General features: G+C 66.3%; 12 protein-coding genes and 3 rRNA genes (1 of these 15 running past the window's edge). 5 read left to right on the top strand and 10 right to left on the bottom strand.

Going from position 1 to position 16,558, the window contains the following annotated elements:
* Window positions 1-27 precede the first annotated feature (27 nt).
* Together coxB and AB1281_RS21935 are read right to left on the bottom strand one after the other, a co-directional pair.
* Window positions 28-990, bottom strand: coding sequence for a cytochrome c oxidase subunit II (gene coxB, locus AB1281_RS21940; RefSeq protein WP_075675552.1), 963 nt, complete (start codon window positions 988-990; stop codon window positions 28-30).
* Window positions 991-1,001: 11 nt separating this feature from the next.
* Window positions 1,002-1,478 carry a DUF2244 domain-containing protein gene (locus AB1281_RS21935; RefSeq protein ID WP_014035721.1) on the bottom strand — a complete coding sequence of 159 codons (477 nt, stop codon included), beginning with the start codon at window positions 1,476-1,478 and terminating at the stop codon, window positions 1,002-1,004.
* 274 nt (window positions 1,479-1,752) lie between these two features.
* Between AB1281_RS21935 and putA the strand changes: the two genes are divergently transcribed.
* Together putA and AB1281_RS21925 are read left to right on the top strand one after the other, a co-directional pair.
* Window positions 1,753-4,971: a bifunctional proline dehydrogenase/L-glutamate gamma-semialdehyde dehydrogenase PutA gene (putA, locus tag AB1281_RS21930; protein WP_430347032.1), complete on the top strand. Its 3,219-nt coding sequence runs from the start codon at window positions 1,753-1,755 to the stop codon at window positions 4,969-4,971.
* A gap of 114 nt (window positions 4,972-5,085) precedes the next feature.
* On the top strand, window positions 5,086-6,291 hold the full coding sequence (locus tag AB1281_RS21925) for a hypothetical protein (protein ID WP_430347031.1): 1,206 nt from the start codon (window positions 5,086-5,088) through the stop codon (window positions 6,289-6,291).
* Window positions 6,292-6,324: 33 nt separating this feature from the next.
* Here AB1281_RS21925 and pnuC read toward each other — a convergent pair whose 3' ends face one another.
* Complete coding sequence (gene pnuC, locus AB1281_RS21920) at window positions 6,325-6,912, bottom strand: nicotinamide riboside transporter PnuC (RefSeq protein ID WP_430347030.1); 588 nt, start codon at window positions 6,910-6,912, stop codon at window positions 6,325-6,327.
* 143 nt (window positions 6,913-7,055) lie between these two features.
* Entirely contained in the window at window positions 7,056-8,483 is a 1,428-nt protein-coding gene (locus AB1281_RS21915; RefSeq protein ID WP_430347029.1) for an outer membrane protein transport protein, read from the bottom strand.
* A 226-nt stretch (window positions 8,484-8,709) separates the two neighbouring features.
* Here AB1281_RS21915 and AB1281_RS21910 point away from each other — a divergent pair, with 226 nt between their 5' ends.
* Window positions 8,710-9,402, top strand: coding sequence for a rhomboid family intramembrane serine protease (locus AB1281_RS21910; RefSeq protein ID WP_014035716.1), 693 nt, complete (start codon window positions 8,710-8,712; stop codon window positions 9,400-9,402).
* A 117-nt stretch (window positions 9,403-9,519) separates the two neighbouring features.
* Here the strand turns inward: AB1281_RS21910 and AB1281_RS21905 are convergent, their stop codons facing one another.
* The 3 genes from AB1281_RS21905 to AB1281_RS21895 form a co-directional block, all read right to left on the bottom strand.
* Entirely contained in the window at window positions 9,520-9,930 is a 411-nt protein-coding gene (locus AB1281_RS21905; protein WP_430347028.1) for a hypothetical protein, read from the bottom strand.
* Between the two features lie 83 nt (window positions 9,931-10,013).
* Window positions 10,014-11,462, bottom strand: a complete 1,449-nt coding sequence (locus AB1281_RS21900) for a S41 family peptidase (RefSeq protein ID WP_430347027.1) — start codon at window positions 11,460-11,462, stop codon at window positions 10,014-10,016.
* Between the two features lie 108 nt (window positions 11,463-11,570).
* Window positions 11,571-12,872, bottom strand: coding sequence for a murein hydrolase activator EnvC family protein (locus tag AB1281_RS21895; protein WP_119007581.1), 1,302 nt, complete (start codon window positions 12,870-12,872; stop codon window positions 11,571-11,573).
* Between the two features lie 95 nt (window positions 12,873-12,967).
* Between AB1281_RS21895 and AB1281_RS21890 the strand changes: the two genes are divergently transcribed.
* Together AB1281_RS21890 and AB1281_RS21885 are read left to right on the top strand one after the other, a co-directional pair.
* Window positions 12,968-13,630, top strand: coding sequence for a hypothetical protein (locus tag AB1281_RS21890; RefSeq protein WP_014645682.1), 663 nt, complete (start codon window positions 12,968-12,970; stop codon window positions 13,628-13,630).
* An 86-nt stretch (window positions 13,631-13,716) separates the two neighbouring features.
* Complete coding sequence (locus AB1281_RS21885) at window positions 13,717-15,426, top strand: M28 family metallopeptidase (RefSeq protein ID WP_430347026.1); 1,710 nt, start codon at window positions 13,717-13,719, stop codon at window positions 15,424-15,426.
* Window positions 15,427-15,711: 285 nt separating this feature from the next.
* Here AB1281_RS21885 and rrf (AB1281_RS21880) read toward each other — a convergent pair.
* From rrf (AB1281_RS21880) to AB1281_RS21870, 3 genes are all read right to left on the bottom strand, one after another.
* Window positions 15,712-15,826: ribosomal RNA gene (gene rrf, locus AB1281_RS21880) — 5S ribosomal RNA — on the bottom strand.
* Window positions 15,827-15,959: 133 nt separating this feature from the next.
* Window positions 15,960-16,074 (bottom strand): 5S ribosomal RNA (gene rrf, locus AB1281_RS21875).
* Window positions 16,075-16,200: 126 nt separating this feature from the next.
* A 23S ribosomal RNA gene (locus AB1281_RS21870) occupies window positions 16,201-16,558 on the bottom strand; it runs 2,522 nt beyond the window's last position.

The following is a 16,558-nucleotide window of genomic DNA, read 5'->3' as shown; positions in this document are numbered from 1 at the left end:
CGGCCGCGGGCGGCCGCGGGCTTTACATCACGCGCCGCTCGCTGCGGTGGCAGGCGTGCTGCCGGTTTCGGCAGCGGCGGGTGCGGCCGGCGCAGCCGGTGCCTCGCCCGCCGGTGCAGTCGGTTCGGCCGGTGCCGCAGGCGTTGCCGGCGCGGCAGGCGGCGCCGGCTTGCGCTGCGCCAGCCACTGCTTGAACTCTTCCTTGGACACCGCCTCGACCACGATCGGCATGAAGCCGTGGTCCTTGCCGCACAGCTCGGCGCACTGGCCGCGGTACACGCCGGGCTGCTCGATGCTGGTCCAGGCCTCGTTGATGAATCCCGGAATGGCGTCCTGCTTCCAGCCCAGCGCGGGTACCCACCAGGCGTGGATCACGTCGTCGGAGGTGATGACGAAACGCACCTTGGTGTCGACCGGCAGCACCAGGCGGTTGTCGACATCCAGCAGGTAGTGCGGATGGCTTTCGCGCGTCGGCACCTTGCCGCTCTGCCGCATGCGGTCGGACTCGCGGTCCAGGCGGCTGGTGAAGGTGACGTTCTCGCCGAGGTATTCGTACTTCCACATCCACTGGTAGCCGGTGACCTTCACCGTCATCTCGGCATCGCGGGTGTCGTACATCTTGATCAGGTTGGCCGTGGCCGGCCACGCCATCACGATCAGGATGATCACCGGGATCACCGTCCAGATGATCTCCGCCTTGGTGTTGTGGCTGAAGGTGGCGGCGACCGCGCCCTTGGATTTGCGGAACTTGAAGATGGCGTAGGCCATCGCGCCGAACACGATGACGCCGATCACCGTGCAGATGATCAACGAGAGATTGTTCGATTCCCAGGCCAGGCGCGAGGTCTGGGTCACCCCCTTGCCCATGTTCAGCTGCCACGGCTTGGGATCGGCCGCCTGGGCCCAGGCCAACGCCGGCATCAGTCCCCCGGCCACCATGGCGGCGACCGCTGCAACGCACTTCGTGCCCCACCTGCTGCTTTGCTTCATTGCCTAGACCCTTAGCGTCGTCGGTTGCCGCCATCGCTGGCGGCGAGCAAGCTTTCAAGTGTCTCTGCGAGCGTCTGACGTTCGGCCGGCGCGAGGAAACTCCCCACCTCCACCTGCCGGCCGCTGGATGCCAGCCGGACCCTCTCATCGTCGGTGAGCAGGCGCACCCAGTGGGGGTGGGCCCGGAACACCGGCGATCCACCGGGTACGGGGATGACCTCCACGTACGCCGGTACTACCCGGATCTCCTCCTGCCGTTCACCACTGCGCCACAAGGCACGCAGCGCCGCCGCCAGCACCAGGCTGTACAGCAGCGCGAACAGGGGGGCGAATGCATTGCCGGCCAACCACCCGAAGGCGGACACCAGCCACATCGCACCCGACAACACGGTGAACAACAGGACGAACTGCCGGGCATCGAGCGCCCGTGGGGGACGCAGCCGCAGCTGCGTACCTGACCCATCCGGAGCTGGAAGCACCTCGATCATGTCGCAACCGCGTTCCTGCCGCGGGAAACGTCTCGATGGTAGCCCCGCCCTCTCGCCGGTAGCAAGGGTGCATTCACACTTTTTCCCATGCTGCAACACAGCATGAGGTCGGCGGCACGAATGACGAATTCAGCACAAATATTGCCGGGCTTGCTGAACACGCTGAATCCACCACCGTTAGGGGCTATCAGCCCTTCACGAAGGTGGCTGCGGGGCACTTCCGCAACCCGCAAAAATGATTAAAATCGCCAAGTTTTCCATTGGCCGGACCGGCATGAACGCACCTTCCTCCTCCCCTGCCGCCAGCGACGCCCCGCGTCCCGGCGCGCTGCTGTCGCCGGAACTGCCGGCGCCCCCCAACCCGTTCCGCCAGGCCATCACCGATGCCTGGTTGAAGGACGAGGCCAGCCACGTCCGCGAGCTGCTGGCGCAGGCCCGCCTGCCGGCCGAAGAGCAGGCCAGGGTGCAGGCGCTGGCCGCCGACCTGGTCGGCCGCGTGCGCGTGCGTGCCAAGGACCAGGGCGCGATCGAAGCCTTCATGCGCCAGTACGACCTGGGCAGCGAAGAAGGCGTGCTGCTGATGTGCGTGGCCGAGGCGCTGCTGCGCATTCCGGACCAGGACACCGCCGACAAGCTGATCCGCGACAAGCTGGCCGATGCCGACTGGGAAAAGCACCTGGGCGGCAGCGACTCGGTGCTGGTCAACGCCTCCACCTGGGGCCTGATGCTGACCGGCAAGCTGGTGCAGATGAACGACGCCACCCGCGCCGATGCACCCAGCGCGTTCAAGCGCCTGGTCGGCCGCGTCGGCGAGCCGGTGGTGCGCCTGGCCGTGCGCCAGGCGATGAAGATCATGGGCCACCAGTTCGTCATGGGCCGCACCATCAGCGAAGCGCTGTCGCGCTCGCACAAGGGCGACAACGCGAACTACCGCTACTCCTTCGACATGCTGGGCGAAGGCGCGCTGACCATGAAGGACGCGCTGCGCTACCTGGAAGACTACCGTCGCGCGATCCACGCCATCGGCGGTGATCACAAGGCACGCGGCGGCCGCCCGGAGGGCGACGTCAACAACGCCCCGGGCATCTCGATCAAGCTGTCAGCGCTGTACCCGCGCTACGAGCACGCCAAGCGCGAGCGCGTGCTGAAGGACCTGGTGCCGGGCGTGCTGGAACTGGCGCAGCTGGCCAAGAGCTACGGCATCGGCTGCACCGTCGACGCCGAAGAGTCCGACCGCCTGGAACTGTCGCTGGACATCATCGAGCAGGTGTTCTCCGACGCCTCGCTGGCCGGTTGGGATGGCTTCGGCGTGGTCGTGCAGGCCTACCAGAAGCGCACGCCGTACACGATCGACCACCTGGCCGACATGGCGCGCCGCGCCGGTCGCCGCCTGCAGGTGCGCCTGGTCAAGGGCGCCTACTGGGATGCCGAGATCAAGCGCGCGCAGATCGAAGGCTATCCGGGCTACCCGGTGTTCACCCGCAAGCAGAACACCGACGTGTCGTACCTGGCATGCGCGAAGCGCCTGTTCACCCATGCCGACGCGATCTACCCGATGTTCGCCACGCACAACGCGCACACCATCGCCGCTGTGCGCAGCATCGCCAACGGTGGCGTGTACGAGCACCAGAAGCTGCACGGCATGGGCGACGACCTGTACGCCGAAGTGGTGCCGGCCGATCGCCTGGGCCTGCCCTGCCGCGTGTACGCCCCGGTCGGTTCGCATGAAGACCTGCTGCCGTACCTGGTGCGCCGCCTGCTGGAAAACGGCGCCAACTCCAGCTTCGTCAACCGCATCACCGACGAGCGCGTGCCGATCGCCGACCTGATCCGCGATCCGGTCGAGATGGTCGCCTCGTTCGCTTCGATTCCGCATCCCAAGATCCCGCTGCCGGTAGACCTGCTACGCAGCCAGAACCACGACAGGAAGAACTCCATGGGCGCCAACCTCGCCAACGACAACGAACTGCGCGCCCTGGCCGAGCAGCTCAACGCGGCCGTGAAGCCGTGGCAGGCCGCCCCGCTGGTACCGGGTGCCAACCCGGCCGGCGCCGCGCTGCCGGTGACCAACCCGGCCGACACCCGCGAAGTGGTCGGCCAGTGGCTGGCCGCCGATGCCGCCACCGTGCAGAAGGCGCTGGCGAATGCCGTAGCCGCGCAGCCGGCCTGGAACCGCACCCCGGCCGCCAGCCGCGCCGCCATCCTCGAGCACGCCGCCGACCAGCTGGAAGCGCGCATGCCGGAATTCATGGCGCTGTGCGTGAAGGAAGCCGGCAAGAGCCTGCCCGACGGCATCGCCGAAGTGCGCGAAGCGGTGGACTTCCTGCGCTACTACGCCAAGCAGGCGCGCGAGCAGTTCAGCCATGCCGAGAAGCTGCCGAGCCCGACCGGTGAATCCAACGAACTGCAGTTGCATGGCCGCGGCGTGTTCGTCTGCATCAGCCCGTGGAACTTCCCGCTGGCGATCTTCCTGGGTCAGGTCGCTGCTGCACTGGCCGCCGGCAACAGCGTCATCGCCAAGCCGGCCGAGCAGACCAACCTGATCGGCTACTACGCGGTGAAGCTGCTGCACGACGCCGGCGTGCCGGCCGAGGTGGTGCAGTACCTGCCGGGCGACGGTGCCACCGTCGGCGCCGCGCTGACCGCCGACCCGCGCGTGGCCGGCGTGGCCTTCACCGGCTCCACCGACACCGCACGCGCGATCAACCGCGCGATGGCCGCACGTGACGCCGCCATCGGTGTTCTGATCGCCGAGACCGGTGGCCAGAATGCCTTCATCGCCGACTCCTCGGCGCTGCCGGAACAGCTGGTCAAGGACGCGATCGGTTCGGCCTTCACCTCCGCCGGCCAGCGCTGCTCGGCCGCGCGCGTGCTGTTCGTGCAGGACGACATCGCCGACAAGGTGATGACCATGCTGGCCGGCGCGATGAAGGAACTGAAGGTCGGCAACCCCGGCCTGCTGTCCACCGACGTCGGCCCGGTGATCGACGCCGACGCGCTGAAGATCCTGCAGGACCACGCCGAGCGCATGGACCGCGAAGCGCGCCTGATCGCCGCCGCCGAGCTGTCCGCCGAAGCAGCCAACGGCACCTTCTTCGCGCCGCGTGCGTACGAACTGAAGGATCTGGGCCAGCTGCACAAGGAGATCTTCGGGCCGGTCCTGCACGTGATCCGCTGGAAGGGCGACCAGCTCGACGCGGTGATCGACCAGATCAACGCCACCGGCTACGGCCTGACCCTGGGCGTGCATTCGCGCATCGACGAGACCGTTGATCGCATCAGCAACGGCGTCCACGTCGGCAACGTCTACGTCAACCGCAACCAGATCGGCGCGGTGGTCGGCGTGCAGCCGTTCGGCGGCCAGGGCCTGTCCGGCACCGGCCCGAAGGCCGGCGGCCCGCACTACCTGCTGCGCTTTGCCACCGAAAAGACGGTGACGGTGAACACCACCGCCGCCGGCGGCAACGCCTCGCTGCTGACCCTGGGCGACTGATCGCCCGCATCAGGCAGTGAACGAAAAACCCCGCGAAAGCGGGGTTTTTTGTAGGCGAGGGCTGCCCCCCTGTTCCTCGGGTATGCTCTGGAATCACCCGCAAGGAAGCAGGACATGGTCATCAGCGAAGAGATGCAGCGCGCGCTCCTGCAGTTCCCCGGCGCACGCCGTGCAGCCAATGGCGGTGTTCTTCTGCCCTTGGAGGACGGCGGTTTCTACCATGTGCAGGATATCGTCAACACATCCTCACTGCAGGGGCTGACAGCCAACGAGCAGTTCTTCGCGGCGTTCTGCAGCCGCACGGAGATCCTCCGCCTGCGCGAGCTTCGCAATGGCCACGACTACCTGTTGCGCCTGCGCGCCAATGCGCTGGTCGATTCCCCGCGCGGCGTCCGGGTCATGCGGGCGCGGCGCCAGGCATTCGAGTCAAGCGGACGGCCCTGGTCCCTCAGCGCGCATTACCACGCGTTCGATGCGCATCACAAAAGCTACATTTCGCTGCTGTCCCGTGCGCATCAGAAACAGTTGCGCAGCCTTCCCTGCGGAATGGCATGGATTCCGGAAATGAACGCGATGTGCGTGCGTTCGCTTGCTGGCGACATGATCGTTGCGTCGGAGAACCTCGAACATTTCTACCACTTCATGACGCTGGGTTTTTTCGGTGCCGACCTCGGCGTCCCGCTGATCGATCAGTTGCACGCGCTGTTGATTGCCGCACGCATCGCGCGAGGCAGCGAAGCGGCCGATTTCGATATCGATCCGCGTGGCCAGCTGGATCCGCCGTTGGCGCGGGAGATCCATAAACGTGTCCGCGCCCAGATGCAGTTCACCTTCGGCCATGAATTCGCCCATCTGCTTCGTGGGCACCTCGAACAGGACGACATCCAGGTCACTGGCGCCGGCGAGGCGCGAACGTATGCCCACGCCTTGGAGTTCGAGGCCGACGAGTACGCCATCCGCCATATCGAGCATGATCGCGAGGCACGCGCGGCCGTCGCCAGCAGCGCGACGACGGTGATGCTTTACCTGGAGTTCCTCAACCAGATCGCCGACCTATGCGGAATGCAGGCGATGGCATTGTCCGGCAGCCACCCGACCCCGCTGCACCGACTGCAGCGGCTGCACGCTGCACTTGGCAAGCTGTCCCCGCTAGCCGGTGCATCGCAGATCGATGCACTGATCGAGCACACCCTGGCCATGGCCGGCCGGATGCGGCAGTTCGTCGAGCAGTCGCCGAGGGCAGACATCATGACCTTCCATGGCTCGGCGTATCTTCCGAGCTACAGGCCCAAGCAGTTGCGGGACCGGATCGACTTCTAGCCCCGCTCTGGAAACCAGACGCTTGCGCCTGATTCACGTGCAGCGCGGCTGCTCATCCATCAGCGTCCGCCAATGGCGCAAGGCCACCAGCGCGTTGATCCAGAAGCCCACGTACAGGATCGACGTCAGGTGCAGGCCACGGCTGTAGTACAGCGGCACTGCAACGGTGTTCACCAGCAACCACACCCACCACGATTCCAGCTTGCGCCGCATCATCAGGATCTGCGCGATCACACTCAACACCAGCACCGCCGAATCGATATACGGCGCATAGGCATTGGTCAGTCGGGTCAGCATCCAGCCGTAGCCGAACGTGGCCACCACCGCCAGTGGCACCAGCCAGGCCCATGCCCGCGGCCGCAACGAGGTGATCGGCAGCGGCGCGCCATGGTCGCCGCGCAGCCACTGCCACCAGCCCAGCACACTGATGGCAATGAAGAAGAACTGCAGCACCATGTCCGCGTACAGGTGCGATCGTTCGAACACGGCGGCAAACAAGGCACAGCCAACGATGCCCAGCCACCAGGTATGCACGTTGTTGCGCCCGGCCAGCAGGATCGAGCCGGCGACGGCGATGTTGGCAGCCAGCTCCAGCTGGAAGTTCGGGTCGGACAGGTTCATCGCGCTATTGTCGTGGATCCGTGCGCTGCGTGGGCGACCCGGCAGATCCACGCCATGCGTGGATGCCCCACATACCGCCCCACAAAAAGAAAGGCCCCGCTTGCGCGGGGCCTCCTTCGTACTGTTTCAGGCAATCGCCCGAATCAGAACTTGTACTGCATCGAAGCAGCCAGCACGTCGCCGCTGACCTTGTACTTGCCGGTCACGGTGTTGGCGGTGGCCGAGGTCGAGTTGACGTTCGGATCCTTGGTGAACAGGTGGGTGTAGCCCACGCTGTATTCCATCTTGTCCGAAGCCGCGTAGGTCAGACCCAGCGACAGCCACTTGCGGGTGGTGTCCGGCACGCGCACGTCGCGGTGGGCGTCGGTGGTCGGGGTCTGGTCGTAGGCGAGACCGCCGCGCAGGGTCAGCTTCTCGTTCATGCGGTACTCGGTACCGATCGACGCGAAGGTGGTGTCGCGGTAGTGGAACGGCAGCACGCTGTCCGGCTGGTTGGAGTCATAGTCGACGACGACCTGGTCGAACTTGCTCCACGCGGTGCGCGAGACGTCGGCCATGATCTTCCACTGGTCGTTGACGCGGTGGGTGAAGCTGACGGTGGCGCTGGCCGGCAGGGTGATCGAGGCACGACCGTTGCTGTCGATGAAGGTACCCGGAGCGGCAGCGGCCAGGAAGGTCGCGGCGTTGCCCGGAATGGTGAAGTCGGCCTTGCCGTCGTTGATCTTGTGCTTGACCTGCGAGCGGTAGCTGAAGGCGATGTTGGTGCCTTCCACCGGGCTGACGGTCATGCCCAGGGTGTAGCCCATCGACACTTCGTCACCCTTGATGCGCAGGTAGCCATCGGCGGTGCCCGGAGCGAAGCCCTGCTGGGCCATGGCCACGGCGGCCTGACGCGAAGCGGCGGCAGCCTGGGCGGCGGTGCCACCGGCGGCCAGCACGGCAGCGGCAGCCTTCTGCTGGGCGCTGGCGTTGATCGCGGTGCCGGTGTCGACAGCGCTGGTCAGGTCAACGTTCAGGCGCTCGGCGAACACCGAAGCACCGAACGACAGGTACGGGTTGATGTCGTAGGAGAACGCGACGCCCAGGTCGATCGCCTGCAGCTCGGTCTTGACGCCGTTGTAGCGGCCGACCCAGTCACGGTCGTATTCGGTCTTGAAGCCGAACGGCACGGTCAGCGATGCACCGAAGTGCATGTTGTCGTTCTCGCCGAACGGCAGGTGGAAGTAGGCTGCCGGGACCGGGGCGATCATGCCGGCGTCGCCGCCGTTGCCGCCGGAAATCGGAGCGCCGTTGGCGTACTTGCCCTGGCCGCGGAACTTGGCGCCGAAGCTGATGGCGCTGACGTCGCCCTGGATCTGGGTGCCTTCGAGCAGGCGCATCGACGCCGGGTTGGTGGCGACCACCGAGGCATCGCCTTCAGCGGAGGTGGAGCCGGCGAACGCACGGCCGAGGCCCTTGGCGCTGTTTTCCTTCAGCTGGAAGGCGGCGGCGTTGGCATCGGCGGCGGCCAGCGCACCGGCAACGCCGACGGCCAGCAGGGTCAGACGGGCAATGGTGGAAGCGGTTTGCATCGTAGTTCTCTCTCCGGTAAGCGGTGATGTTGCTCTGAGTGCGCCTGCGCCCGGCCGGCCCTGGGGCCCTTCGGAGCGCGCCGGATTCCCCTCCCGACATACGACGCCGTATGCGAGTATTACCCAGAGCTGTTAATGAAACAATAACAGCAACGGCGCTTTTTTCGTCTCAAAAGCTGAACAGGACAATCCCCGCCGCAGGCGTCGTCACGCTAGGCTTATGCCCATGTTCGTCTCCCTCCCGTCGCGCAAGAAGGCGGCCCTGCGCTGGGCCACGCCCGTGCTGTTCGCGTCATTGTGGCTGGCATTCCTGTGGTCGATCTCGCGCCCGGACGATGCCCGCGGCAGCCTCTGGCTGGACTGGGGCGCCCTGTCCACCGGCCTGACCCACCCGCTGGACTGGTGGGCGACCCTGCAGGATGGCAGCGTGCTGCGCCTGTTCACCGCGCTGTTCCTGCACGCCGACTGGTCGCACCTGCTGGGCAACCTGGTGTTCCTGCTGATCTTCGGCCTGCCCGCCGAGCGCGTGCTGGGGCCCTGGCGGTTGCTGTTGCTGTTCCTGGTGGGCGGCGCGGTGTCCAATCTGGTGGCGATCTACACCATGGGCAGCCCGGACCAGATCATCATCGGCGCCAGTGGCGCGGTGTCGGCGCTGATCGGCGCCTACCTGGCCCTGTTCCCGGGCGCGCGGCTGGGCGTGGTGATCCCGCTCGGCCTGTTCCTGGAGTTCGTGCGCGCCCCGGCCTACCTGCTCATCGGCGTCTGGGCCGCGCTGCAGGTGGTGTTCGCCCATATCGGCCCCAGCTTCGGCATGGTGGCCTGGTGGGCGCACATCGGCGGCTTCCTGTTCGGCCTGCTGTATGGCGTGTACGTGCGCGCGGCGATCGCGCGCCGGCTGCGCAAGCGCCACGGGTTCTGACACTGGGTAGTGCCGGCCGCTGGCCGGCTCCTCGCTCACCCGCTCGTTCGTGGCGTCGAGCGTGCTCGACTCCTTCATCGATATGGATCTGCGCCGTCCGCGATGACGCCGAATGCGTCACTCGCGACTGACCACCAACGTGTTGTGGTGGGTATCGAACAGCAGCGTAGCGCCGTCATCCAGCACCAAGAAGTACTCAAAGAACGGCAACTCTCCGAGCAAAGGAATCAGTTCACTTGCCTGCAGAGTCCAGATCGGCCACGGCAATGCGCGCTCATCTGACGCTACCAGGCACATTTCGCCGTTCACTTCCGCCAGCAGTTCAGCCAGGCAGGAAAGGCCTTCGTCACTGCTGTCGTATTGGATCGTCTGATCAGACGTCGCTTTGCCTGCCCACCAATAGACAAAGCGCGGATCGATTCCATGGCGAACCGCCAGGGATTCAAGCAGGGTGGCAGCCCGGTCAGGTGGCAGCGGATCACGGCCAAGCAGTTGGCTGATCCTAGTCGCTAGGTTCGAATCGTCCATGGGCCGATTCTATCGGGCGACGCCTCGGCCGCGTCGCCTTGTGGATGAGCAGGGTGTCCGCCGGGCACAGCCCGGCGCTACCGTCAGGGCTTGGCCGGGACCGGAATGGGCTTCGCTTCCGGCTTCGCTTCCGGCTTCGGTTCTACCTTCGCCTCCGACTTCGCCGCAGCGGCCTTCGCGGCCTTGGCGGCATCCGCTTTTGCCGCTTCGGCCTTCAAGCGTGCAGCCACCGAACCCGGGTTCTTCAGCTCGGCCAGCGCGTCGTTGATCGGGCCATCGCCCGGCAGCACCGCACCGGCGTGGTAGCCCTCGGTGCCTTCGTCGTCGCCGCGCAGATGGCCCGGCAGGGTCGCTTCGCTGTAGTCGCTCAGGCTGGCCGGCAGGGCATCCTCGGCCGGCGTGGCGGCGGGCTTCAGTTCAACGTCCGGCACGATGCCGGTGGCCTGGATCGACTTGCCGCTGGGCGTGTAATAGCGCGCGGTGGTCAGCTTCACCGAATCACCGTTGTCCAGCGGCAGCACGGTCTGCACCGAGCCCTTGCCGAAGGTGCGGCTGCCGACCACGCGCGCACGCTTGTTGTCGCGCAGCGCACCGGCCAGCACTTCCGATGCGCTGGCCGAACCGGCATCGGCCAGCACGACCACCGGTGCGCCCTTCAGCAGGTCGCCCGGGGTTGCGTCGAATCGTGCATCGCTGATGCTGATGCGGCCACGGGTGCTGACGATGTTGCCCTTGTCGAGCAGATCATCGGCCACCTGCACGGCGGCGGTCAGCAGGCCACCCGGATTGCTGCGCAGGTCCAGCACCAGGCCCTTGAGCTGGCCACCGGACTGCTTCTGCAGCTGCTGCACGTGCTTCTGGAAGTCCGAACCGGTATCGGCCTGGAAGGTGCTCAGGCGGATGTAGCCATAGCCGGGCTCCAGCAGGCGGCTGCGCACGCTGGTCACGCGGATGGTCTGGCGGGTCAGGCTCACGTCGAACGGCTTCGGCTTGCCTTCGCGCACGATGGTCAGCACCACCTTGCTGCCGGCCGGGCCGCGCAGCGGCTCGCTGGCGTCGATCGCGCTGATCGGCTTGCCGTCGATGGCGATGATCAGGTCACCGGCGAGGATGCCGGCCTTGGCCGCCGGGGTGTCGTCGATCGGCGAGATCACCTTCATGCTGGCGTTGTCCGGCTGCTGCTGCAGCTCCACGCCGATGCCCTCGTAGGCACCATTGGCCTGCTCGTCGAAGGCCTGCGCGTCTTCCTTGTTGAAGTAGGTGCTGTGTGGATCGAGGTCGAGCAGCAGGCCACGCACGGCCGACTGCATCAGCTTCTTGTCATCGACCGGGTCGACATAGGCCGCGCGCACCGCGTTGTACACGGCCACGAAACGGCGGATTTCTTCCAGCGGCACCTTCGAGGTCACCGCCTCCTCGCTGTTCGCTGCCTGCCCGCTGGTTTCCTGGCTCGGGGCGGGCGCGGTCTGCTGCGCCCAGGACAGCGCTGGCAACAGGGCCAGCAAGAGGGTGGCGGTACGGGCTGCGCGCATGGATCACTCCTGTCGACGTTGGCATCGTGCCCAAGGCACATGCACCGATTATGCGCGAAGCACAGCTAAATTCCCGTTGAATCCGGCCCGCATCCGGCAGGCCTGGATTCAGCGCCGCTGCAGCCAGCTGTCCGGGTTGACCGGCTGCCCGCCACGGCGCAGCTCGAAGTACAGCGCGGTGACACCCTGGCCACCGGAATTGCCGACCTTGGCCACCGCATCACCGCGGCTGACCCGTGCGCCGGCATCCTTCAGCAGGGTGTCGTTGTGGGCATACAGGCTCATGTAGCCATTGCCGTGGTCGACGATCAGGATCATGCCGTAACCGGTCATCCAGTCGGAGAACACCACGGTGCCGTCGGCCACGGCCGTGACGGTGCTGCCGGCCGGCGCGCCGATCAGCACGCCGCTGCTGGTACGGCCATCGGGCAGCTTGCCGCCATAGCGGGCCAGCAGGTTGCCGGACAACGGCCAGCCCAGTCCACCGACCTTCGGCGCCGGTGCCGACGCCACCGCAGGCGGAACCTTGGTTGGCGGCGGCGGTGGCCGGCCCTGTGCGGCGGCCTGGCGTGCGGCCCGCTCGGCAGCGGCCTTTTCGGCGGCGGCTCGACGCGCTGCCGCGCGACGCTCGGCTTCGGCCCGGGCGGCAGCGGCACGCAGGTTGGCCAGCAGCGTTTCCAGCGCCTTGGCATCCTGGCCCAGTGCCTGTTCCTTCTCGCGCCGGTCCTTGAAGCGTTCGTCCAGCGAGGCCACGGTCTGCGCGCGGTCACGGCGGTCGGCCGCCAGCGTCGCAGCCTGCTGCTTCTGGTCCTGCTGCGCGCCCTGCAGCTTCTGCTTGCGCTCGGCGATCTGCGCCTGCAGCGCTTCCAGTTCCTTCAGGTCGGCGGTGAGCGTGGTGATGCGCTGCGCACGTTCGCGCTGCAGGTAGCGGTGGTAGGCCAGCGCACGATTGGCATCGGCCACCGTGTCCTGCGACAGCAGCAGCTTCAACGGTGCATGGTTGCCCAACTGGTAGGCCGCGCGCAGCAACCCGGCCAGTTCGCGGTGCTGCTGGGCCAGGTTGGCCTGCAGCGTGCTGCGGCGCTGTTCGGCTTCGGCCAGCGCCTGGTTCTGCTCGCGCAGGGCCGTCTCGGTCTGCGCAAGCGCGCGGCCACTGCGGGCCACCTTCTCGTCGGCCTCGCGCAGCTGCTGGGATGCCTGCCCACGCTGTCCCTCGATCTGCCGTCGTTCCTGCGCCACGCCCTTCAGCTCGGTGCGCAGTTTCTGCAGCTTGCGCTCGGTCTCGCGGGTGGTCTGCGCGGCGCCGGGCAGCGGCAGGGCCAGCGCCAGGACCAGCCCCAGCAGCAGGCAGCGCCCGCCGCGTACGGCGGCGATGTGATGTCGGCGTGATGGGAAGGCGTTGTCGCGCAAGGGCTTTCCAGTGACTTCAGGCAGTTGCGGGGGGTACCGGGGAATGGTGACATCTCCGCACGCGGCCTGCCAGCCGCACATCCATCGAGGTCCCCATGAAAACTCTATCCATTCCGCTGCTGTTGGGCGTACTGCTGGTCACCGGGCCGGTCTGCGCCCAGGAGAACATCAGCAAGGTCAACGGCAGCATCAGCGCCGAACCGGGTCAGCGCTACGGCAAGCTGGACACCGTCAACGGCGGCATCCGCGTCGGCGAAGGCGTCGAGACCGGCAGCATCGACACCGTCAACGGCGGGGTGAAGGTCGCCGACCGTGCGCGCACCGGCAAGATCGAAACGGTCAACGGCGGTGTCCGCCTGGGTCGCGAGGTGATCGCCAGCGGCGGCGTCAGCACCGTCAACGGCAGCATCTTCACCGATCGCGGCAGCCAGATCGAAGGCGGCGTCGAGACCGTGAACGGCGGCATCGGCCTGGTTGAAAGCCGCGTCGGCAAGGACGTGGAGACCGTCAACGGTGACATCACCGTCGGCATCGGTTCGCAGGTCAACGGCGGCGTGCATGTGCGCAAGCCGAACTTCAGTGTCTCGCTGACCGCGAGCCGCAAGCCGCGCGTGATCATCGGCCCGAACGCGGTCGTCAGTGGGCCGCTGCAGTTCGAGCGCGAGGTGGTGCTGTACGTGCATCGCACCGCGCGCATCGGCCCGGTCACCGGTGCCGAGCCGATCCCGTTCGATACCGAAACCGCGCCAGCCGACTGAACCCGTCGGACCTGCCGGTTCGGTGATACTCGCGTTTACCGGTCGCGCATGAGGTGCGACCACCCTTTGTTCTCCAGGAATCGACGATGCCCCGCAAACTCCTCCTGTGCCTGGCCGCCGCGGCCGCGCTCAGTGCCTGCAAAGGCGAAGACACCCCGGCAGCCACGCCGGCCACCGATACCGCTGCCGCGAAGCCGGCCGCCCATCAGTTCTCCCCGGAGATCAACGCCGGCGACTTCGCCGAGATGGTCAAGACCCTGGCTTCGGACGAGTTCGAAGGCCGCGCCCCGGGCAGCAAGGGCGAAGAACTGACGGTCAACTACATCCGCGACCAGATGCAGCGCATCGGCCTGCAGCCCGGCAACGGCGACAGCTGGTTCCAGGACGTGCCGATGACCGAGACCACGGCCGACGAATCGACCGTGCTGAAGATCACCCAGGGTGGCAAGACCACCGAACTGAAGTTCGGCACCGACATGGTGGTCGGTACCCGTACCGGCCAGGCCGAGGTGAAGGTCGATGCCAGCGACCTGGTGTTCGTCGGCTATGGCGTCGATGCGCCGGAGCAGAAGTGGAACGACTATGCCGGCCAGGACTGGAAGGGCAAGACGGTCGTGATGTTCGTCAACGATCCTGGCTTCCACGTCGACGACGAGAAGCTGTTCGACGGCAAGCGCATGACCTACTACGGTCGCTGGACCTACAAGTTCGAGGAGGCCGCCCGCAAGGGTGCTGCTGCCGCTCTGATCGTTCACGACACCGCCGGCGCGTCCTACGGTTGGGACGTGGTGAAGAATTCCTGGGCCGGCCCGCAGTACGACCTGCCCGCCAAGGATGACCCGGAGGCCCGGATCCCGGTGCAGGGCTGGCTGAGTGCCGACGCCGCCAAGGCGCTGTTCGCCGGTGCCGGCCTGGACCTCGCCCAGGCCTACAAGGACGCCAGCAAGCGCGGTTTCAAGCCGGTGCCGCTGAAAGCCACCGCTGCGGTCGACCTGAAGAGCCAGATCGCGCAGAAGCAGTCGCGCAACGTGGTCGGCGTGCTGCCGGGCAGCAAGCGCGCTGACGAAGCCGTGCTGTACATGGCGCACTGGGACCACCTGGGCAAGCATGAGGGTGAGACCGGCGACAACATCTACAACGGCGCAGTCGACAACGCCACCGGCGTGGCCGGCATCCTCGAGGTGGCCGAAGCCATGGCGCACCAGGAGCCGAAGCCGGAGCGCTCGGTGGTGTTCCTGGCGGTGACCCTGGAAGAATCCGGCCTGCTGGGTTCGAAGTACTACGTCGCCCACCCGACCTTCCCGCTGGACAAGATCGCCGGTGTGATCAACATCGATGCGATGTCGGTGGCCGGCCGTGCCAAGGACGTGACCGTCACCGGCTTCGGCAGCTCTGAGCTGGAGGACATCCTCAAGCCGCTGGCCGCCGCCCAGGACCGCACCCTGCACGGTGAGACCTCGGTGCAGAGCGGCTTCTACTTCCGCTCCGATCACTTCAACTTCGCCAAGGCCGGTGTGCCGGCCCTGTACGCCGATGGTGGCGAAGACCTGCGCGAGGGTGGCGTGGAAGCGGGCCGCAAGGCCGCGGCGGATTACGGCGCCAACCGTTACCACGGCCCGAAGGACGAGTTCGACGCGGCCACCTGGAAGCTGGACGGCACCGTCGAAGACCTGCAGCTGATGTACGGCGTGGGCAAGGAACTGGCCGGTGGCGATCGCTGGCCGAACTGGTATGCCGGCAACCCGTTCAAGGCGGCCCGCGACGCGATGATGAAGGACAAGGCCCCGGCCAAGTAAGTCGGGCCATGCTCGACTGAACATCGTCTGGAGCAGAGCGGCGCCCCACGGGGCGCCGCTTTTTTTTGCGCGCCGCCATTGGTGGGTGCCAGCCCTGGTTGGCACCTCTTTACACGGCGAGCGCCCCATCCACGCGTGGCGTGGATCTACCGGTAGTGCCGGCCGCTGGCCGGCAAGCGGCGGCGGGTGCATCGACTCATCCGCCGGCCAGCGGGCACCACCACCCGCATTTCCTGCGCACAAAGAAAAACCCCGCTGCGTGAGCAGCGGGGTTTTGGGTGTAAACCCTGGCGATGACCTACTCTCGCATGGCTTGAGCCACACTACCATCGGCGCAGCTGCGTTTCACTTCCGAGTTCGGGATGGGATCGGGTGGTTCCACAGCGCTAATTTCACCAGGGAGACGGTTGCAGCAGCGCTTGCAGCGCCAGCTTCGCGATCTTGCCCGTGGGGCGGAAGGGACCCGGAAAATGCAGTGCCTTCACTTAATAAGAAAAACCCCGCTGCGTAAGCAGCGGGGTTTTGGGTATAAACCCTGGCGATGACCTACTCTCGCATGGCTTGAGCCACACTACCATCGGCGCAGCTGCGTTTCACTTCCGAGTTCGGGATGGGATCGGGTGGTTCCACAGCGCTAATTTCACCAGGGAGGCTTTTGGAGAGTCGCACTCGTCCCGGTGGGACAAGGCGCCAGCCTCGCATAGTTCTTGTGACGTAGCGTGCACTTGGATGCTCTTACGACGCTGTCGTAAAGCCAAGGCAACTTGAGGTTATATGGTCAAGCCGCACGGATCATTAGTATCAGTTAGCTCAATACATTGCTGTACTTACACACCTGACCTATCAACCACGTAGTCTACATGGTTCCTTCAGGGGGCTTGTGCCCCGGGAGATCTCATCTTGAGGCGCGCTTCCCGCTTAGATGCTTTCAGCGGTTATCGCTTCCGAACATAGCTACCCGGCAATGCCACTGGCGTGACAACCGGAACACCAGAGGTTCGTCCACTCCGGTCCTCTCGTACTAGGAGCAGCCCCTCTCAAATCTCCAACGCCCATGGCAGATAGGGACCGAACTGTCTCACGACGTTCTGAACCCAGCTCGCGTACCACTTTAAATGGCGAACAGCCATAC

It is taken from the genome of Stenotrophomonas sp. NRRL B-14846 (assembly GCF_050473585.1).
In the GTDB taxonomy this organism is placed as follows: Bacteria; Pseudomonadota; Gammaproteobacteria; order Xanthomonadales; family Xanthomonadaceae; genus Stenotrophomonas.
The sequence above is the reverse complement of the archived record's forward strand: the minus strand, read 5'-3'. Positions and strand labels throughout refer to the sequence as shown.